Source organism: Streptomyces griseicoloratus, from assembly GCF_014534645.1.
Taxonomy (GTDB): Bacteria; Actinomycetota; Actinomycetes; order Streptomycetales; family Streptomycetaceae; genus Streptomyces; species Streptomyces griseicoloratus.
On the sequence record NZ_JACVQF010000234.1, the window covers coordinates 18,709 to 37,412 of the forward strand.

The window sequence follows — 18,704 nt, forward strand, 5'->3', positions numbered from 1 at the left end:
CAGCGGTGGGCGTCATGCACACTTGAGCCTGTTCCACTCAAGTCAGCTGGAGGAAACCACCATGGCACGTGCGGTCGGCATCGACCTGGGCACGACTAACTCCGTCGTCAGCGTTCTGGAGGGCGGCGAGCCCACCGTCATCACCAACGCCGAGGGCGCCAGGACCACGCCGTCCGTCGTCGCCTTCGCCAAGAACGGCGAGGTGCTGGTCGGTGAGGTGGCCAAGCGCCAGGCCGTGACCAACGTCGACAGGACCATCCGGTCGGTCAAGCGCCACATGGGCACCGACTGGAAGATCAACCTCGACGGCAAGGACTTCAACCCGCAGCAGATCAGCGCCTTCGTGCTGCAGAAGCTGAAGCGGGACGCCGAGGCGTACCTGGGCGAGAAGGTGACCGACGCGGTCATCACCGTCCCCGCGTACTTCAACGACGCCGAGCGCCAGGCCACCAAGGAGGCCGGCGAGATCGCCGGTCTGAACGTGCTGCGCATCGTCAACGAGCCGACGGCCGCCGCCCTGGCGTACGGCCTCGACAAGGACGACCAGACCATCCTCGTCTTCGACCTCGGTGGCGGTACCTTCGACGTCTCCCTGCTGGAGATCGGCGACGGTGTCGTCGAGGTGAAGGCCACCAACGGTGACAACCACCTCGGTGGTGACGACTGGGACCAGCGCGTCGTCGACTACCTGGTCAAGCAGTTCCAGTCCGGCCACGGCGTGGACCTGAGCAAGGACAAGATGGCGCTGCAGCGCCTGCGCGAGGCCGCCGAGAAGGCGAAGATCGAGCTGTCCTCGTCCACCGAGACCTCGATCAACCTGCCCTACATCACGGCCTCCGCCGAGGGCCCGCTGCACCTGGACGAGAAGCTCACCCGGGCCCAGTTCCAGCAGCTGACGGCCGACCTGCTGGAGCGCTGCAAGACGCCGTTCCACAACGTCATCAAGGACGCCGGCATCCAGCTCGGCGAGATCGACCACGTCGTCCTCGTCGGTGGCTCCACCCGTATGCCCGCCGTCGCCGAGCTCGTCAAGGAGCTGACCGGCGGCAAGGAGGCCAACAAGGGCGTGAACCCGGACGAGGTCGTCGCCATCGGCGCCTCGCTCCAGGCCGGTGTCCTCAAGGGTGAGGTCAAGGACGTCCTGCTCCTCGACGTGACCCCGCTGTCCCTCGGCATCGAGACCAAGGGCGGCATCATGACCAAGCTCATCGAGCGGAACACGACGATCCCGACCAAGCGGTCCGAGATCTTCACCACCGCCGAGGACAACCAGCCGTCCGTGCAGATCCAGGTCTACCAGGGCGAGCGCGAGATCGCGGCGTACAACAAGAAGCTCGGCATGTTCGAGCTGACCGGTCTGCCGCCGGCCCCGCGCGGCGTCCCGCAGATCGAGGTCTCCTTCGACATCGACGCCAACGGCATCATGCACGTGACCGCGAAGGACCTGGGCACGGGCAAGGAGCAGAAGATGACCGTCACCGGCGGCTCCTCGCTGCCGAAGGACGAGGTCGACCGCATGCGCGAGGAGGCCGAGCGCTACGCGGAGGAGGACCACAAGCGCCGCGAGGCCGCCGAGACCCGCAACCAGGGCGAGCAGCTCGTCTACCAGACCGAGAAGTTCCTCAAGGACAACGAGGACAAGGTCCCGGGCGAGGTCAAGACCGAGGTCGAGGAGGCCGTCGCCGAGCTGAAGGAGAAGCTCAAGGGCGACGACACCGCCGAGATCCGCACGGCCACGGAGAAGGTCGCCGCCGTCTCGCAGAAGCTGGGCCAGGCCATGTACGCCGACGCCCAGGCCGCGCAGGCCGCGGGCGGTCCCGAGGGTGCCACCGCCGGTGGCAAGGCGGCCGACGACGACGTGGTCGACGCCGAGATCGTGGACGACGAGCGCAAGGACGGTGCCGCGTGACGGAGGAGACCCCGGGCTTCGAGGAGAAGCCCGACGTCCCCTCCGGCGCCACCGACGACGCCGAGCCGAAGGCCGCCTCCGAAGAGGGGGCGGCCCCGGCCGGGGACGCGAGCGAGAACGCCGGCCTGGTGGCCCAGCTGGACCAGGTGCGCACGGCGCTGAACGAGCGCACGGCGGACCTCCAGCGGCTGCAGGCCGAGTACCAGAACTACCGGCGGCGGGTCGAGCGGGACCGGGTGGCGGTCAAGGAGATCGCCGTCGCGAACCTCCTGACCGAGCTGCTGCCCGTCCTCGACGACATCGGCCGCGCCCGGGAGCACGGTGAGCTCGTCGGCGGGTTCAAGTCCGTCGCGGAGTCGCTGGAGACCGTCGCGGCCAAGATGGGCCTGCAGCAGTTCGGCAAGGAGGGCGAGCCCTTCGACCCGACCGTGCACGAGGCCCTGATGCACTCCTACGCACCCGACGTCACCGAGACGACGTGCGTGGCGATTCTGCAGCCCGGGTACCGGATCGGCGAGCGCACCATCCGCCCCGCGCGGGTGGCCGTGGCCGAGCCGCAGCCGGGCGCGCAGACGGTCAAGCCGGCCGAGGAGACCACCGAGGCCGAGCCGGACTCCGCGGAGAAAAAGGAGAACGGTGGCCCGGAGGAGGGCTGACGTAATCACTGAAGACGGGAAGGAGGGACGTCGGGGATGAGTACCAAGGACTTCATCGAGAAGGACTACTACAAGGTCCTCGGCGTCCCCAAGGACGCCACCGAGGCCGAGATCAAGAAGGCGTACCGGAAGCTCGCCCGCGAGTACCACCCGGACGCCAACAAGGGCAACGCCAAGGCCGAGGAGCGCTTCAAGGAGATCTCCGAGGCGAACGACGTCCTCGGCGACCCCAAGAAGCGCAAGGAGTACGACGAGGCCCGCACCCTCTTCGGCAACGGCGGATTCCGCCCGGGGCCGGGGGCGGGCGGCGGCTCCTTCAACTTCGACCTGGGCGACCTCTTCGGAGGCGGCGCCCAGGGCGGGGGCGGGGCCGGCGGCTTCGGCGGCGGGCTCGGTGACGTCTTCGGGGGCCTGTTCAACCGCGGCGGCGCCGGCGCCGGCACGCGGACCCAGCCACGGCGCGGCCAGGACATCGAGTCCGAGGTGACCCTCAGCTTCACGGAGGCCATCGAGGGCGCGACCGTCCCGCTGCGCATGTCGAGCCAGCAGCCCTGCAAGGCCTGCTCGGGCACCGGCGACAAGAACGGCACACCGCGCGTGTGCCCGACCTGCGTCGGCACCGGTCAGGTCGCCCGGGGCTCGGGCGGCGGCTTCTCGCTGACCGATCCCTGCCCGGACTGCAAGGGCCGCGGCCTGATCGCGGAGAACCCCTGCGACGTGTGCAAGGGCTCCGGACGCGCGAAGTCCTCGCGGACGATGCAGGTCCGCATCCCGGCCGGGGTGTCGGACGGCCAGCGCATCCGGCTGCGCGGCAAGGGCGCGCCGGGCGAGCGGGGCGGTCCGGCGGGTGATCTGTACGTGGTGGTGCACGTCAAGGAGCACCCGGTCTTCGGCCGCAAGGGCGACAACCTCACGGTCACCGTCCCGGTCACCTACCCGGAGGCGGCGCTGGGCGGCGAGGTGCGGGTCCCGACGCTGGGCGGTCCGCCCGTCACCCTGAAGCTGCCGGCGGGCACTCCCAACGGCCGCACCATGCGTGCCCGGGGCAAGGGCGCGGTCCGCAAGGACGGCACTCGCGGCGACCTGCTGGTCACCGTGGAGGTGAGTGTCCCGAAGGACCTGACGGGGAAGGCTCGTGACGCGCTGGAGGCGTATCGCGAGGCGACCGCGGACGAGGATCCGCGGGCGGAGCTGTTCCAGGCCGCGAAGGGAGCTTGAGGGAGATGGACGGTCGTCGACGCAACCCGTATGAACTGACCGAGGAGACCCCGGTCTACGTCATCTCGGTGGCGGCCCAGCTCTCCGGTCTGCACCCGCAGACGCTGCGCCAGTACGACCGGCTGGGTCTGGTCTCCCCGGACCGCACGGCCGGCCGTGGCCGCCGCTATTCGGCCCGCGACATCGAACTGCTCCGTCAGGTGCAGCAGTTGTCGCAGGACGAGGGCATCAACCTGGCCGGCATCAAGCGCATCATCGAACTGGAGAACCAGGTCGCCGCGCTCCAGGCCCGGGTGGCGGAGCTGCAGGACGCGCTGGACGGCGCGGCTTCGGCCATGCGTCAGCGCGAGGCGGCGGTGCACGCCTCGTACCGCCGGGACCTGGTGCCGTACCAGGAGGTGCAGCAGACCAGCGCACTGGTGGTGTGGCGGCCGAAGCGGCAGCAGCAGTCGCCCGACTGACGGCGCGTAAAGGTTTCCGCCAGGACGTGGCCGCAGGGGCCCGGAGGTTCGGACGAACCTCCGGGCCCCTGCGCATGACCGCTGCATGGAGGGCCTGTAAAGGGAGTTGGGAGGCGATTCCGCTCCGTCTTCACGTCGGCTGCGGAGCGTGGTGTTGTCATCTCGTTAAGTGGTTCCGCTTGACGCTGTTGCCGCCGCCGCGTTGGCTTTTCAGTCACCTGGGTTGCAATGCGGCACCCGCGTCCGGAAGGCACCAGAAGTGAGCTCCTGCATGCGTCGTATCGCCATATCCGTGGCAGCGTCCACGATGACCTTTTCGCTGGCAGCGTGCAGCGTGCTGAACGCCTCGGAGAGCGGCGACGGCGCGAGCCCGACCAAGGGCAACGACATCACCGTCGGGCTGCTGCTCCCGGAGACGGAGAACACGCGGTACGAGCAGTTCGACTACCCCATCTTCAAGCAGAAGGTGGCCTCCCTCACCCGCGACCAGGGCAAGGTCGAGTACGCGAACGCCGGTGCGGACGCGGCGAAGCAGACCCAGCAGCTCCAGCAGATGATCGACGACAAGGTCGACGTGATCGTCCTGGACGCCGTCGACTCGCACGCCATCGCGAGCGGTGTGGAGAAGGCCAAGGACGCCGGCATCCCGGTCATCGCCTACGACCGGCTGGCCGAGGGGCCGATCGACGCCTACATCTCCTTCGACAACGAGCTGGTCGGCGAGGTCCAGGGCCGTTCCCTCATCGAGGCGCTGGGCGACGACATCGACAGCTCCGACAAGATCGTCATGATGAACGGCTCGCCCACCGACCCCAACGCCAAGCAGTTCAAGGCGGGGGCGATGTCCCAGCTGAACGGCAAGGTGACGATCGCCGAGAGCTTCGACACCAAGGACTGGAAGCCGGTGAACGCCGAGGCGAACATGGCCCAGGCGATCCAGTCGATCGGCAAGGACAACATCGCCGCGGTCTACTCCGCCAACGACGGCATGGCCGGCGGCGTCATCAAGGCGCTGGAGGCCGCGGGCGTGACCGAACTGCCGCCGGTCACCGGTCAGGACGCGGAGCTGGCGGCGGTGCAGCGGATCGTCACCGGCGAGCAGTACATGAGCGTGTACAAGTCCTACCCGCAGGAGGCCGAGAACGCCGCGGAGATGGCCGTGGCGCGGGTCCAGGGGCGGGACATCCAGTTCGACGCGCTCACCCGTGACAGGGTCGACAGCCCCACGCACAAGGACATCCCGGCGCAGCTCGTGCCCGTCGTCGCCCTGACGAAGGAGAACATCGAGGAGACCGTCGTCGCGGACGGCATCCACAAGGTCTCCGACATCTGCACCGCCCGGATCGCGTCCGATTGTGCGGAGATCGGGCTGAAGTAGCCCGTTCCGTCCGCCCCCTCAGCTTCCTGCAAGTGCGCCGTGCAGTGGTCGGGACATAGAGGGGCGGACCGGTGGTTACCGGTCGTCGCCCCGCGGAGAGCCGTGTTGCGGACCCGGTCCCGGCCGCGCATAGTTGCGCTGCGGAAACAGCCGGAACCGGGGGTGGGATGGGCGATGGCCGGGCACGGGGCGGAGGAGCATCCACACGGTGCCGACCGACTGTGCGAGGCCGGGGACCGCGTGTACTCCCGGGCCGTACGACGCGGCCGCGTGCCGCGCCGGGACGCGGAGCCGGTGCCCTGCCTGCTGGAGCTGGCCCTGCTGCACCCCGACCCCGACGACATGGACTGGCTCGTGCCGACCTCTCCCCAGGAGGTCATGACCCGGCTGCTGCGCGGGGTGTACGACGAGGTCAGCGCCAGCCAGCGACGGGTGGGTTCGGCGGTGGCGGCCTTCGAGTGGTACGCCGGGCTCGGCGGCCGCGTCCCGGCCGCGGCCGCGACGGAGGGCACCGCGATCCGCGTACTGGACGGCCTGGCCCGGATCCAGGCCGCGATGGACGAGGCGACGGAGGCGTGCACGACGGAGGTGCTCACCGTCCAGCCCGGCGGCATCCGGCGCGAGCACGAGCTGTCGGAGGGACTGCACCGGGCGCTCGCGCTGCGCGGGCGCGGGGTGCGGATGCGGGACCTGTACACGCACGTGGCCCGGCACGGCCAGGGTCTGCTCAACTACCTGGAGCTGATGGGCGACGCGGTCGAGGCGCGGACCCTGGACGAGGTCATCGACCGCCTCATCCTCTTCGACCGCACGGTGGCCTTCATTCCCGCCAACGCGGACCGCACGATGGCCCTGGAGCTGCGCCACCCGGGGCTGGTCGCCTACCTGGTGACGGTCTTCGAGCGCCTGTGGCGCCTGGCGCTGCCCCTGACGGCCCCGCTCCCGGACACCGGCATCGAGGGCATCTCGCACCGCGAGCGGTCCATCGCGGCGCTGCTGGCGGAGGGCCACCAGGACGCGGTGATCGCCGAACGGCTCGGCATCAGCGTGCGGACCTGCCGGGCGCACATCGCCCGGCTGTCGGAGACGCTCGGCGCGGCCAGTCGCACGCAGCTGGGCGTGCGCATCGCCCAGGTGGGCCTGGACGGCCCGCCGCGGCCCGCGGCATCCGTCAGCCTTGCGGATCGAGAATCCCCGACCGCCCGATGAGGTAGCCGAGCTGGGCCCGGCTCTCGCTGCCGAGGGTGGCGGCGAGTTTGGCTATGTGGACGCGCGCGGTGCGGACGTTCATGCCGAGGCGGTCGGCTATCGCGGTGTCGGTGTGCCCTTCGACGAGGAGGGCCGCGATGGCGCGCTGGCGGGGGGTGACGCCGTTCAGGGAGGGCAGCCGGGCGGCCTCCGGGAACATGGGTGTGGCGAGCTGCCACAGGCGCTCGAAAGTGGACACGAAGTAGGCGATCAACGCGGGGTGGCGGATCTCCAGGGCCATCGTGGCCTCCTCGTCGGCCGGGATGAAGGCGACCTTGCGGTCCGCGACGATGAGGCGGCGGGTCACCTCGTCCAGGGAGCGGGCCTCGGCGTCACCGCGCAGCTGCTCGTAGCGGGCGCGGACCAGCGGCAGATGACGCTGCGTGTGCTGGTAGAGGGTGCGGATGCGGCCACCCCGGTCGAGCAGGGCCTGGTCCCGCTCCAGCGAGAGGTTCTGGGCCAGCTTGCCGCGCCGGTCGCCGTAGTGGGCGTTGGGCTGGATGCACAGCAGCTCGCTCGCCGCGTCGTCCATGACCTCGCTGATGGACTGGTTGATCTCCGGGATGCCGCTGAGCACGCGCAGGGCCGGGGCGTCCGTGCCCGCCGTGAGGGGGCCGTCGATCCGCATGAGCGGTTCGAACGTCTCGGCCAGCCGGGACTCCCGGTGTCTTTCCTCGGCGACGCGCTGCGCCGAGGCGCGCAGCAGCCGGTGCAGCGCGACGGCGGGGGCGACGGGCTCCAGCCAGGCCAGGTCGCAGACGGCGGGCTGCAGCAGGCCGAAGGCCGCCAGGCAGGGTGCCGCAGCCGCCTCCTCGGTGTGCAGCCGGCCCTCGCGCAGAGCCCGTGCGTACAGCGCCGTCCCCGCGGTGCAGAGGTCCTCCGGTCCGTGCTCGGCATGCGGTGCCACGGCGTCCGCGGTCTCGTGCCTGTCCGGCTCGCCGGTCACGAGTGACTCCCACCCCCGATGCTCCGCTGTTCCTGCTCCAGGATTCCCGACTGGGCTATGAGGTAACCGAGCTGCGCGCGGCTGCCGCTGCCCAGGGCACTGGCCAGTTTGGCGATGTGGGCCCGGCAGGTGCGCACGTTCATGCCCAGGCGGCGTGCGATGGCTTCGTCGACGTGTCCCTCCACCAGGAGCTTGGCGATGGAGTGCTGGATGTCGGTGATGCCGTCGGGGGCGGTCTCGTAGGGGGCGCCGGCGCTCAGCGGGACGGCGCGGCCCCACATGAACTCGAACACCTTGATCAGATAGGCGACGAGGCCGGGGTGGCGGATCTCCAGGGCGACCTGGCGGTCGTCGCGGACGGGGATGAACGCGACGGTCTCGTCGCAGATGATGAGGCGTTCGACCAGTTCGTCGATGGTCCGGTACTCCGCCTTGCCGTTGGTGAAGCGGTCGACGTACGCCAGCCGTTCGGGGCTGTACCGGGCCGTGTGCTGGTAGAGCGTCCGGATCCGCACACCCCGCTCGGTCAGGGTCTTGTCACGCTCCAGTCCTTCGATGACCCTGCGTTCGGGATGGCGGGCGCTCGGCTGGACGGTCAGCACCTCGTTCCGGCACTGGTTGGTGGCCAGGTCGAGAGCCGCGTTGATGCGGTCGAGCCCCTCCAGCACGGTGATCGAGTGGGTGGGCGCCGCGCCCTGTGCGCTGAGGGCCATGAACGGCTCGAAGGCTTCCGCCAGCTCGATCGATGTCCGCCTGCGTTCCGAGATCTCCCGCTCGATCGGGTGGAGCCGCTGGGCCAGGGCGACCGAGGGGGGTACCGGCCGCAGCCAGTTCGGGTCGTCGGGATCGGGGTGCAGGAGGTCGAACTCCATCAGGCACGGGGTGGGCTCCACGTCCGCGCGGGCGATACGTCCGGTGCGCAGTGCGTTCGCGTAGAGACGCCCTCCCTCCTCGCACAGTTCAGTAATGGAGTGGGGATGTGTCTTGTTGGTCCGATTTAGTGTCAAATCTCCACCCCCCAGGGTCCTGAACATGCAGGAACATGATGCACCGATCGTGTGGCCATGACGTGCCCGAATGAGACATCGTCTTATCCGACGGGGGAAGAGGGGACCTTCAAGTGAGGACGAAGCCGACTATGCCTAAGAGAATGCTTCGCTCGGTGCTTGTCGCCGCCTTCTCCGCCGTTGTGGCCTTCGGAGCGCTGAATGGCCTCTTCACTGCGCAGAGCGACGGGCGAGCCGACAGCGTCGAGTCAGTCGTGGTGTCCGCCCCGCCGGCCGGCGAGGACACCCATGTCGGCACGAATGACACCATTTGGTCTTGACATGACTACTCCACCTGACGACCGCTCGTTCCGCCGTGAAATGGCCACCGCCTACCGCTCCGGCTGGCACTTCATCGACCTGGTCACCGCCATCCCCCACAGTGGTGACTCGCTGATGGTGACCGTGTTCGGTGAGCCGGTCGTCGTCACCCGGGACGAGGACGGAGACGTACGGGCGTACCGGTGCCTGCGGCGGCCTCGGGGGGCGCCGCAGCCCGTCCGGTGTGCCATCCGGTACGGAATGATCTTCGTGAACCTGGACCAGCGTGACCACCGGCTCGTGCAGCCGGGGGCCTCCGACATACAGACCATCTCTGCCACCCCCCGCAGTGCCTGACGCGATTCCCCCGTCGTAACAGATCGCTCAGGTGCTTCCCCCCGCAGCGGCGTCACCGTGACCTGAACACGGTGACGCCGCTGTAGTTTTCTGGGGACATTTCCGGGTGTCAGCCTGTTCGTCCCCGCACCCGTCCTGGCCGAAAAGAGCCGTCGTCCGCGATCTCGCCCGTGGAGCCTCCCGGCACTGCCTTGAGTGGAATAGACTCAACTTTGTGCACGTTGTCTGAGTCAGCACTGGGAGACGTGGCCGACAGCCGACGCTAGGAGGAGAACGCGAACGTGGACGCCGAGCTGACCAACCGGAGCCGGGACGCGATCAACGCGGCCAGCAACCGCGCCGTGACCGAGGGGCACCCCGACCTCACCCCCGCCCACCTGCTCCTGGCTCTGCTCCAGGGACAGGACAACGAGAACATCACCGACCTGCTCGCGGCCGTCGAGGCCGACCTCGCGGCCGTGCGCTCCGGCGCCGAGCGCATCCTCGCCGGACTGCCCAGCGTGACCGGGTCCACGGTCGCGCCGCCGCAGCCGAACCGTGAGATGCTCGCCGTGGTCGCCGACGCCCAGGCCCGCGCCAGGGAGCTCGGCGACGAGTACCTCTCCACCGAGCACCTGCTCATCGGCGTCGCCGCCAAGGGCGGAGCGGCCGGTGAGGTGCTCCAGGGACAGGGCGCCACCGCGAAGAAGCTGCTGGATGCCTTCCAGAAGGCGAGGGGAGGCCGCCGGGTGACCACCGCCGACCCCGAGGGGCAGTACAAGGCGCTGGAGAAGTTCGGCACCGACTTCACCGCCGCCGCCCGCGAGGGCAGGCTCGACCCGGTCATCGGCCGGGACCAGGAGATCCGCCGGGTCGTGCAGGTCCTGTCCCGCCGCACCAAGAACAACCCCGTCCTCATCGGTGAGCCCGGCGTCGGCAAGACCGCCGTCGTCGAAGGGCTCGCCCAGCGGATCGTCAAGGGTGACGTGCCCGAGTCGCTGAAGAACAAGCGGCTCGTCGCGCTCGACCTCGGCGCCATGGTCGCCGGGGCGAAGTACCGCGGCGAGTTCGAGGAGCGGCTGAAGACCGTCCTGGCCGAGATCAAGGACTCCGAAGGCCAGATCATCACCTTCATCGACGAGCTGCACACCGTCGTCGGGGCCGGCGCCGGCGGGGACTCCGCCATGGACGCCGGCAACATGCTCAAGCCGATGCTCGCGCGCGGCGAGCTGCGCATGGTCGGCGCGACGACCCTGGACGAGTACCGCGAGCGCATCGAGAAGGACCCCGCGCTGGAGCGGCGCTTCCAGCAGGTGCTGGTCGCCGAGCCGACCGTCGAGGACTCCATCGCGATCCTGCGCGGGCTCAAGGGCCGCTACGAGGCCCACCACAAGGTCCAGATCGCCGACAGCGCCCTGGTCGCCGCGGCCACTCTCTCCGACCGGTACATCACCTCCCGTTTCCTGCCCGACAAGGCCATCGACCTCGTTGACGAGGCCGCCTCCCGGCTGCGCATGGAGATCGACTCGTCGCCCGTCGAGATCGACGAACTCCAGCGTGCCGTCGACCGGCTGAGGATGGAGGAGCTGGCGCTGAGCAAGGAGACCGACGCGGCCTCCCGCGAGCGCCTGGAGAAGCTGCGCCGCGACCTCGCCGACAAGGAGGAAGAGCTGCGTGGTCTCAACGCCCGCTGGGAGAAGGAGAAGCAGTCCCTCAACCGGGTCGGCGAGCTGAAGGAGAAGCTCGACGAACTGCGCGGGCAGGCCGAACGCGCCCAGCGCGACGGCGACTTCGACACCGCCTCCAAGCTGCTCTACGGCGAGATCCCCGCCCTGGAGCGCGACCTGGAGGCCGCCTCCGAGGCCGAGGAGGAGGTCGCCAGGGACACCATGGTCAAGGAGGAGGTCGGCTCCGACGACATCGCCGACGTGGTCGCCTCCTGGACCGGCATCCCCGCCGGGCGCCTGCTGGAGGGCGAGACGCAGAAGCTGCTGCGCATGGAGGACGAGCTCGGCAAGCGGCTCATCGGCCAGACCGAGGCCGTACGGGCCGTCTCCGACGCGGTGCGCCGCAGCCGCGCCGGGATCGCCGACCCCGACCGGCCCACCGGCTCCTTCCTCTTCCTCGGCCCGACCGGCGTCGGCAAGACCGAGCTGGCGAAGGCACTCGCCGACTTCCTCTTCGACGACGAGCGGGCGATGGTCCGCATCGACATGTCGGAGTACAGCGAGAAGCACAGCGTGGCCCGCCTGGTCGGCGCCCCGCCCGGCTACGTCGGCTACGAGGAGGGCGGCCAGCTCACCGAGGCCGTGCGGCGCCGCCCGTACAGCGTGGTGCTGCTGGACGAGGTGGAGAAGGCCCACCCCGAGGTCTTCGACATCCTGCTCCAGGTCCTCGACGACGGCCGCCTGACCGACGGGCAGGGCCGCACGGTCGACTTCCGCAACACGATCCTGGTCCTGACCTCCAACCTGGGCAGCCAGTTCCTGGTCGACCCGGTGACGAGCGAGGCGGAGAAGAAGGAGCAGGTCCTGGAGGTGGTCCGCGCCTCCTTCAAGCCGGAGTTCCTCAACCGGCTGGACGACCTGGTGGTCTTCTCGGCGCTGACCAAGCAGGAGCTGAGCCGGATCGCGCGGCTCCAGATCGACGCGCTGGCCCGGCGCCTCGCCGAGCGCCGCCTGACCCTGGAGGTCACCGACGAGGCCCTGGCCTGGCTGGCCGACGAGGGCATGGACCCGGCCTACGGCGCCCGTCCCCTGCGCCGCCTCGTCCAGACGGCCATCGGCGACCGCCTCGCCCGCGAAATCCTCGCCGGCGAGCTCAAGGACGGCGACACGGCCCGCGTGGACCGCTTCGGCGACGAGCTGATCGTGGGGCCGGCGACGGGCAAGACGCTGTAGGAGCGGGCGGCAGGGCCCGTCCCGGGAACGGGAGGGGCCCTTCGTCACACGGTGGACGCGGAGAACCGCACGAGCGAGGTGCCGGCGTCCTCGTGGACCACGCTCACGCGGACCGAGTCGGCTCCCACCCCGTCCGGCAGACCCTGCGAGTAGCCCAGACCCAGACACATATCGGCGTCGGCGTCGGCGCAGGACTCCGTCTCGGGGTCGGGCGCGGCCGGGTAGGTGTGCGCGAGCCAGTCCAGGACGTCCGCGCGGGGCATCCGGAAGACCGCCCTGTAGTAGAGGTCCTGCCAGCCCTGCCGGGTACAGGCCCCGACCGGCTGCGCGCCGGGGGGAAGCGCCGCTCCGCCGAAGCGGAGGACGTCCGCGCAGGGGGTCTTCTCCGGCCCGCCGCCGAGCGGGTACTCGGAGTCGTCGAAGACGACGGCCACGAAGGCGGCGAGGAACGGCAGCAGGACCAGGGCGGGCAGGGCCAACCACGGCCGCGACCAGCCACCACCGGGTCCGCCCCTCCGCACCCGGCCGTCCTGCCGGTCCGGTCCTCGCCCCCACTGCGCCCCCACTCGGTGCGCCGGCCCGCCACCCGACCGGCCGGATCATGTCAGCCCAAGGCTGACAGGCGCCGTCGGGGCTTGCCACCCCCCTCCCCGCATGAGGGAGGATGGCCAGATCCGTACGAAGGGAAAAACACGGTGAGCATCGACCCGTCCTCGATTCCGAACTTCGGGGGCCAGCCCGAGCCGCAGCCCCAAGGACCGGCGGGCCCCGTCGTCCCGGATCAGGATCTCGTGAAGCAGCTCCTGGAGCAGATGGAGCTCAAGTACGTCGTCGACGACGAGGGAGACCTCGCGGCGCCGTGGGAGCAGTTCCGCACGTACTTCATGTTCCGCGGCGAGGGTGACCAGCAGGTCTTCTCGGTGCGGACGTTCTACGACCGGCCCCACAAGATCGACGAGAAGCCGCAGCTGCTGGAGTCCGTCGACGACTGGAACCGGCGCACCCTGTGGCCCAAGGTGTACACCCACACCCACGACGACGGCACCGTCCGCCTGATCGGCGAGGCCCAGATGCTGATCGGCATGGGTGTCAGCCTGGAGCACTTCGTCTCCTCGACGGTCAGCTGGGTGCGGGCCGCCATCGAGTTCGACCGGTGGCTCGTGGAGCAGCTCGGCCTGGAGCAGGAGGTCAACGACGCGGAGAAGCCCGAGGACGGCGAGTAGCCGCCGCACGGCACCACGCCGCTGCGTCGGCGCGTACGACCGGTGCGCGCCGACGTGAGGGAGAGCCCGGCCCGGGCGCGGACCGGCACGGTCGCGCCCCGGGGCGGGCTCTCGCCGTCTCCGGGGCCCCGCCCGGCGCCGCTCAGCCCGCCAGGGCCTTCAGCCGCCGCACCGCCTCCTCCAGCACCGCCGTCCGCTTGCAGAACGCGAACCGCACGAAGGGCGCGCCCGCCTCGCGGTGGTCGTAGAAGACCGCGTTGGGGATGGCGACGACCCCGGCGCGTTCCGGCAGGGCGCGGCAGAAGGCGAAGCCGTCGCCGAAGCCGAGGGGGCGGATGTCGGTGGTGATGAAGTAGGTGCCGGCGGGGCGGTGGACCCCGAAGCCCGCCTCGGTCAGGCCGGCCGCCAGCAGGTCCCGCTTGGCCCGCATGTCGTCGCGGAAGGCGGTGAAGTACGTCTCCGGCAGCGCCAGGGCCTCGGCGACCGCGTACTGGAACGGCCCGGACGCCACGTAGGTCAGGTACTGCTTGGCCGAGCGGACCGCCGTGACCAGGGCCGGGGCGGCGGTGACCCAGCCGACCTTCCAGCCCGTGAACGAGAACGTCTTGCCGGCCGAGCCGATGGTCACCGTACGCTCCCGCATCCCGGGGAAGGTCGCGATGGGCACGTGCTCGGCGTCGTCGAACACCAGGTGCTCGTAGACCTCGTCCGTCACCACCAGCAGGTCCCGTTCCACCGCCAGCTCGGCGATCGCCGCCAGCTCCTCGCGGGTCAGCACGGTGCCCGTCGGGTTGTGCGGGGTGTTGAGCAGCAGCAGGCGGGTGCGGTCGGTGACCGCGTCGCGCAGCTCGTCGAGGTCCAGGCGGAAGGCGCCCTCGTGCGGGCGCAGGGTCACCGGCACCCGCCTGCCGCCCGCCATGGCGATGCAGGCCGCGTACGAGTCGTAGTACGGCTCCAGGGCGACGACCTCGTCGCCGGGCTCCAGCAGGCCGAGGAGGGCGGCCGCGATGGCCTCGGTGGCGCCGGCCGTGACCAGGACCTCCGTGTCCGGGTCGTAGGACAGCCCGTAACGGCGCTGCTGGTGGGCGGCGACGGCGGCGCGCAGCTCGGGGACGCCCGGGCCCGGCGGGTACTGGTTGCCGCGCCCGTCGCGCAGGGCCCGCACGGCGGCCTCCCTGATCTCCTCGGGGCCGTCCGTGTCGGGGAAGCCCTGGCCCAGGTTGATCGCCCCGGTCCGCACGGCCAGCGCGGACATCTCGGCGAAGATCGTCGTCCCGAACTCGGCGAGGCGGCGGTTGAGGAAGGGGCGCGCGGTGGAGGTCATGCCGGCCATCCTGCGCCGAAGCTCTGGACTTCCTCAACTCTGCTTTGGGCGCCGGCGGCCGGGGGCATCTCCCGGTCACGCAACGAGTGAGGCGCCCAACGGGGGGTCGCTTCGGGGGACTTCCGGGTGGATGCCCGGGGGAACGGAAGGAGGGTGACGCCATGGTCGCCGGCATCATCCTGATGGTCGTCTTCGTACTGGTGATCGCCGCGATCGTGGCCGCCGCGCGCAGCACCGCGCACGCACCCCGGCCCCGGCCGCGCCGCCGGACCTCGCGGTCGTACGGCGGCGGTGGCGGTGACGGCGGGAGCAGCAGCTGGTGGGCCGGCGGTGGCTCGACCTCCGGCGGGAACCACGGGGGCCACTCCTGCGGTGGCGGGTCGTCCTGCGGAGGCGGCTCGTCCTGCGGGGGCGGGGGAGGGGGCGGCGGATGCGGTGGAGGCAGCTGACACGGGGCAGCTGAGCTCCGCCCAGGGGGAACCGCATCCGTCACAGGGCCCGCACCTGGGTCCGGGCCCTGTGCGCCCCCGCGCCGAGCGCCCGCCGGGAGACACACCCGGCGGGCGCTTCCGCGCTCCGGCGCACGCCGGTCGGGCGGGGGCGTGCGCCATGGTTGAACAGTTGAGCTGTGGAGCCCTCTGAGGGATGGAAACGCCACGAAGTTGGGTAAAAACGCTGTGGCGGGACCACCGTTCATGATTCCCTCTCAGTCATCAACGCAGCCCCTCGGGCGCCCTGTTGAACCCCTCCCCGACCGGCTGACCGGGCCGCATTTCCCGAACGGGACCGGGGTGCGCAGGCCCCACACCCTCTTCTCCTTTGTGTGCTTGCGGAGCCGATCCATGCTCACGACCCTGAACACCGCCTACACCGACACGAGCGCCGCCGACCTGGCCTGGGCACTGGGGCGTGAACCGCTGCCCGCGCTGGCCACCCTCGACGTCGAACTGACGGACGCCAAGCTCCAGTTGAGACTGCTCGGGGCGTCCCACCAGGTACTCCTGGAGGAGGAGCGGGGGAACTGCTCGGAGACGGTGGCGTGCATTCCGGGCAGCAGCACCCCGCTCCCGCTGGGCGTCGCCAAGCGGGTGGGCGACTGGGAGTACGAGTTCGCCGCCCGGGTGGAGGTGCTCTCGCCGGGCTCCTTCGCCGGCCGTGCCCAGGAACTGCTGGCCCTGGTCTCCGAGCACCCGCACGGGCTGGCCGGCGTCTTCCCCGGCAGCCCGCACGCCTTCACCGCGCTGCTGGCCCAGCGCCACGAGGGGCAGGTGCACTGGCGGACCTGGCACGCCTACCCGCAGGACGGCCAGTTGGTGGCGACCAGGACCCGGGTGGGCGCCCGGGTGCCGACGCCGCAGCTCAGCCCGGCCGGGGTGTGAACGGGATAAACCTGCGGTGCCCATCTGAACGACAGATTCACACGCGTGGGTGACGAGCCGTGCCCGAGGAGTGACGTAACGTCACAGCGTGATCGAACCGCACGCGCCCGCCCCGCCCGGCTCCCCGCCGCCCTGGGGCGGCCCCGGCGGCCCCCTCGGCCCCGGCGCGGGCGCCCCCGCGCCCCTGCCGGTCCGGCCCGGCACCGGGCGGTTCCTGGTCCTCGCGGGAGTCTTCGTCTGCGCGGCCTGCGGGCTCGTGTACGAACTGGAACTCGTCGCGCTCGCCTCGTACCTGATCGGGGACTCGGTCACCCAGGCGTCCGTCGTGCTGTCCGTCATGGTCTTCGCCATGGGCGTCGGCTCGCTCGCCGCCAAGCGGCTGCGCCGGTTCGCGGCGGCCGGCTTCGGCGCGGTGGAGGCCGTGCTCGCCCTCGTCGGCGGCTCCAGCGCCATGGTGCTGTACGCCGTCTTCGCCTGGACCGGTGACTGGGGCGGCCTGTGGGCCGACGGCCCCCGTTTCCTGCTGGTCGCCTTCTCCCTCGCCATCGGCCTGCTGATCGGCGCCGAGGTCCCGCTGCTGATGGAGCTGATCCAGCGCATCCGCCGCCAGGACGCGGGCGGTGCCGTGGCCGACCTGTTCGCCGCGGACTACGTCGGCGCGCTCGTCGGCGGCCTGGCCTTTCCCTTCGTGCTGCTGCCCTTCCTCGGCCAGCTGACCGGCGCGCTGCTCACCGGCACCGTCAACGCGGTCGTCGGCGCCGCCCTCGTGCTCGGCCTGTTCCGGCGGGACCTGAGCCGCCGCGCCCGGTGGCTGCTGCTGTCCGCCAACGCCGTCGTCCTCGCCGTCCTCGCCACGGCGACCGTCCTCGCCGACGACTTCGAACGGGCCGCCCGGCACGCCGTGTACGGCCAGGACGTCCGCGTGGCCGTCCAGACCGACGTGCAGGAGGTCGTCCTCACCGGCGACACCGACGGCCGGCCGCTCGGCCTGTTCCTGGACGGACGGCTGCGGGTCGGCGCCGGCGACGAGCGCCGCTACCACGAGGCGCTGGTCCACCCCGCCATGACCGGACGGCACGCGCGCGTGCTGATCCTCGGCGGCGGGGACGGCCTCGCCGCCCGGGAGGTGCTGCGCCACCCGGGCGTACGGCGGGTCGACATCGTCGAGTTCGACCCCGGCCTCGCCCGGCTGGCCCGGCACGACCCGGGCCTGTCCGAGCTGAACGACCACGCCTACGGCGACCCCCGCGTCCGCCTCACGCCGGCGGACGCCTTCGCGCGGCTGCGTACGACGCCCCCCGCGTCGTACGACGTGGTGATCTCGGACCTGCCCGATCCGGGCATCACGGCGAGCACGAAGCTGTACTCGCAGGAGTTCTACGGCCTCGCCCGGCGCGTGCTCGCGCCCGGCGGCCGCCTCGTCGTGCACGCCGGGCCGGTGTCCTCCCGGCCCCGGGCCTTCTGGACGGTGGAGTCGACGCTCCGCGCCGCCGGACTGCGCACCGCCGCCTACCGCGTCCGCGCCGGGACCGACGGCTTCACGGCGGGGCCCGACCGCGCCGCGGGCCCGTCCCACGCGCCCCGCGACTGGGGTTTCGTCCTGGCCGCCCGCCGGCCCCCCGCCCTCGCCCTCGACCCGTCCGGCCCCCGCCCGCACACCCTCACCCCGGCGACCCTGCGAGCCGCCGCCCGCTCCGCCACCCACACCCACGTCCCCGCCCTGCCCGCGTCGACCCTGCTCCATCCCCGCTACTGAACGCCCCCGGCCCCGGCCCGGCACACGGGCCCCGGCGACTTGCCGACGGCGGGCGTGCGCGGGGTGGCGGTGCGTGGGGTGGGCGTGAGTGGGGCGGGCGTGCGTGGGGCGCGTGCCCGAGGTGGCCGTGCCTGGGGTGGGCGTGCGTGGGGCGCCGTGCGTGAGGCGGCCGTGCCCCTGGGGTGGCGGTGCGTGGGGGGCGGCGGTGCATGGGGCGAGCGTGTCCGGGGCGGCCGTGTCCGAGGCGGGCGTGTCCGGGGCGGCCGTGTCCGAGGCGGGCGTGTCCGAGGCGGGCGCGCCTGAGGTGGCCGTGTCCGAGGCGGGGCGTGCCTGGGGCGAGCGTGGCCGAGGTGGCTGGGCCTGGGCGAGCGTGCCTGGAGCGCGCGTGCCCGGGGGACGTGTCCGAGGTGGCTGTGCCCGGGGCGGCCGTTTCCGAGGCGGCCGAGGCTGAGGTGTCCGATGTGGCTGGGCCTGGGCGAGCGGGCCTGGAGCGCGCGTGCCCGGGGGACGTGTCCGAGGTGGCCGTGCGCGGGCTGGCTGTGTCCGCGGCGAGCGTGCCCGACGCGAACGTGCCTGAGGCGGCCGTTTCCGAGGCGGGCGTGTCCGAGGCGACCGTGTCCGAGGCGGGCGTGCCTGAGGTGGTCGTGCCCGAGGTGGTTGTGT

General features: G+C 71.5%; 16 protein-coding genes. 12 read left to right on the top strand and 4 right to left on the bottom strand.

The window, feature by feature from the left end; all coding sequences use genetic code 11:
- Positions 1-61: 61 nt before the first annotated feature.
- From dnaK to H0H10_RS35055, 6 genes are all read left to right on the top strand, one after another.
- Complete coding sequence (gene dnaK, locus H0H10_RS35030; protein WP_188185221.1) at positions 62-1,909, top strand: molecular chaperone DnaK; 1,848 nt, start codon at positions 62-64, stop codon at positions 1,907-1,909.
- On the top strand, positions 1,906-2,565 hold the full coding sequence (gene grpE / locus H0H10_RS35035; RefSeq protein ID WP_188185222.1) for a nucleotide exchange factor GrpE: 660 nt from the start codon (positions 1,906-1,908) through the stop codon (positions 2,563-2,565). Before dnaK ends, grpE begins: the two co-directional genes overlap by 4 nt.
- A gap of 36 nt (positions 2,566-2,601) precedes the next feature.
- Positions 2,602-3,783, top strand: a complete 1,182-nt coding sequence (gene dnaJ / locus H0H10_RS35040) for a molecular chaperone DnaJ (protein WP_188185223.1) — start codon at positions 2,602-2,604, stop codon at positions 3,781-3,783.
- A gap of 5 nt (positions 3,784-3,788) precedes the next feature.
- Positions 3,789-4,244, top strand: a complete 456-nt coding sequence (locus H0H10_RS35045) for a heat shock protein transcriptional repressor HspR (RefSeq protein WP_188185224.1) — start codon at positions 3,789-3,791, stop codon at positions 4,242-4,244.
- 259 nt (positions 4,245-4,503) lie between these two features.
- Entirely contained in the window at positions 4,504-5,622 is a 1,119-nt protein-coding gene (locus H0H10_RS35050; protein WP_309141961.1) for a substrate-binding domain-containing protein, read from the top strand.
- A gap of 174 nt (positions 5,623-5,796) precedes the next feature.
- Entirely contained in the window at positions 5,797-6,831 is a 1,035-nt protein-coding gene (locus H0H10_RS35055) for a helix-turn-helix transcriptional regulator (protein WP_188185226.1), read from the top strand.
- Here the strand turns inward: H0H10_RS35055 and H0H10_RS35060 are convergent.
- Both H0H10_RS35060 and H0H10_RS35065 read right to left on the bottom strand, forming a co-directional pair.
- Positions 6,794-7,816 (bottom strand): helix-turn-helix transcriptional regulator, encoded by a 1,023-nt coding sequence (locus H0H10_RS35060; RefSeq protein WP_309141962.1) that lies wholly within the window; start codon positions 7,814-7,816, stop codon positions 6,794-6,796. The genes H0H10_RS35055 and H0H10_RS35060 overlap by 38 nt on opposite strands.
- Entirely contained in the window at positions 7,813-8,850 is a 1,038-nt protein-coding gene (locus H0H10_RS35065) for a helix-turn-helix transcriptional regulator (protein ID WP_188185227.1), read from the bottom strand. Before H0H10_RS35065 ends, H0H10_RS35060 begins: the two co-directional genes overlap by 4 nt.
- Positions 8,851-9,144: 294 nt before the next feature.
- Here H0H10_RS35065 and H0H10_RS35070 point away from each other — a divergent pair, with 294 nt between their 5' ends.
- Both H0H10_RS35070 and clpB read left to right on the top strand, forming a co-directional pair.
- A complete protein-coding gene (locus H0H10_RS35070; RefSeq protein WP_188185228.1) occupies positions 9,145-9,480 on the top strand; it encodes a Rieske (2Fe-2S) protein in 336 nt (111 codons plus the stop codon).
- A gap of 281 nt (positions 9,481-9,761) precedes the next feature.
- The gene (gene clpB, locus H0H10_RS35075; protein ID WP_188185229.1) at positions 9,762-12,359 is read left to right on the top strand and encodes an ATP-dependent chaperone ClpB; all 2,598 of its coding nucleotides are present in this window, start codon (positions 9,762-9,764) and stop codon (positions 12,357-12,359) included.
- Positions 12,360-12,403: 44 nt separating this feature from the next.
- Here the strand turns inward: clpB and H0H10_RS35080 are convergent, their stop codons facing one another.
- Positions 12,404-12,838 carry a hypothetical protein gene (locus tag H0H10_RS35080; RefSeq protein WP_188185230.1) on the bottom strand — a complete coding sequence of 145 codons (435 nt, stop codon included), beginning with the start codon at positions 12,836-12,838 and terminating at the stop codon, positions 12,404-12,406.
- 216 nt (positions 12,839-13,054) lie between these two features.
- Here H0H10_RS35080 and H0H10_RS35085 point away from each other — a divergent pair, with 216 nt between their 5' ends.
- A complete protein-coding gene (locus H0H10_RS35085; RefSeq protein WP_188185231.1) occupies positions 13,055-13,582 on the top strand; it encodes a YbjN domain-containing protein in 528 nt (175 codons plus the stop codon).
- Positions 13,583-13,724: 142 nt separating this feature from the next.
- Here H0H10_RS35085 and H0H10_RS35090 read toward each other — a convergent pair whose 3' ends face one another.
- Entirely contained in the window at positions 13,725-14,915 is a 1,191-nt protein-coding gene (locus tag H0H10_RS35090) for a pyridoxal phosphate-dependent aminotransferase (RefSeq protein WP_188185232.1), read from the bottom strand.
- 152 nt (positions 14,916-15,067) lie between these two features.
- On the opposite strand from H0H10_RS35090, the gene H0H10_RS35095 reads away from it, so the two are divergent.
- The 3 genes from H0H10_RS35095 to H0H10_RS35105 all read left to right on the top strand — a co-directional run bounded on the left by H0H10_RS35095 (position 15,068) and on the right by H0H10_RS35105 (position 18,041).
- Positions 15,068-15,355: a hypothetical protein gene (locus H0H10_RS35095; protein WP_188185233.1), complete on the top strand. Its 288-nt coding sequence runs from the start codon at positions 15,068-15,070 to the stop codon at positions 15,353-15,355.
- A gap of 393 nt (positions 15,356-15,748) precedes the next feature.
- Positions 15,749-16,285 carry a DUF2617 family protein gene (locus H0H10_RS35100; RefSeq protein WP_188185234.1) on the top strand — a complete coding sequence of 179 codons (537 nt, stop codon included), beginning with the start codon at positions 15,749-15,751 and terminating at the stop codon, positions 16,283-16,285.
- A gap of 88 nt (positions 16,286-16,373) precedes the next feature.
- On the top strand, positions 16,374-18,041 hold the full coding sequence (locus H0H10_RS35105) for a polyamine aminopropyltransferase (RefSeq protein ID WP_188185235.1): 1,668 nt from the start codon (positions 16,374-16,376) through the stop codon (positions 18,039-18,041).
- Positions 18,042-18,704 lie beyond the last annotated feature (663 nt).

What these genes read in the sequence shown, in the direction of transcription:
- dnaK (WP_188185221.1), top strand. Translation starts at nt 62, where the DNA reads ATGGCACGTGCGGTCGGCATCGACCTGGGCACGACTAACTCCGTCGTC.
- dnaJ (WP_188185223.1), top strand. Translation starts at nt 2,602, where the DNA reads ATGAGTACCAAGGACTTCATCGAGAAGGACTACTACAAGGTCCTCGGC.
- H0H10_RS35045 (WP_188185224.1), top strand. Translation starts at nt 3,789, where the DNA reads ATGGACGGTCGTCGACGCAACCCGTATGAACTGACCGAGGAGACCCCG.
- H0H10_RS35055 (WP_188185226.1), top strand. Translation starts at nt 5,797, where the DNA reads ATGGCCGGGCACGGGGCGGAGGAGCATCCACACGGTGCCGACCGACTG.
- H0H10_RS35065 (WP_188185227.1), bottom strand. Translation starts at nt 8,850, where the DNA reads ATGTTCAGGACCCTGGGGGGTGGAGATTTGACACTAAATCGGACCAAC.
- H0H10_RS35070 (WP_188185228.1), top strand. Translation starts at nt 9,145, where the DNA reads ATGACTACTCCACCTGACGACCGCTCGTTCCGCCGTGAAATGGCCACC.
- H0H10_RS35090 (WP_188185232.1), bottom strand. Translation starts at nt 14,915, where the DNA reads ATGGCCGGCATGACCTCCACCGCGCGCCCCTTCCTCAACCGCCGCCTC.
- H0H10_RS35095 (WP_188185233.1), top strand. Translation starts at nt 15,068, where the DNA reads ATGGTCGCCGGCATCATCCTGATGGTCGTCTTCGTACTGGTGATCGCC.
- H0H10_RS35100 (WP_188185234.1), top strand. Translation starts at nt 15,749, where the DNA reads ATGCTCACGACCCTGAACACCGCCTACACCGACACGAGCGCCGCCGAC.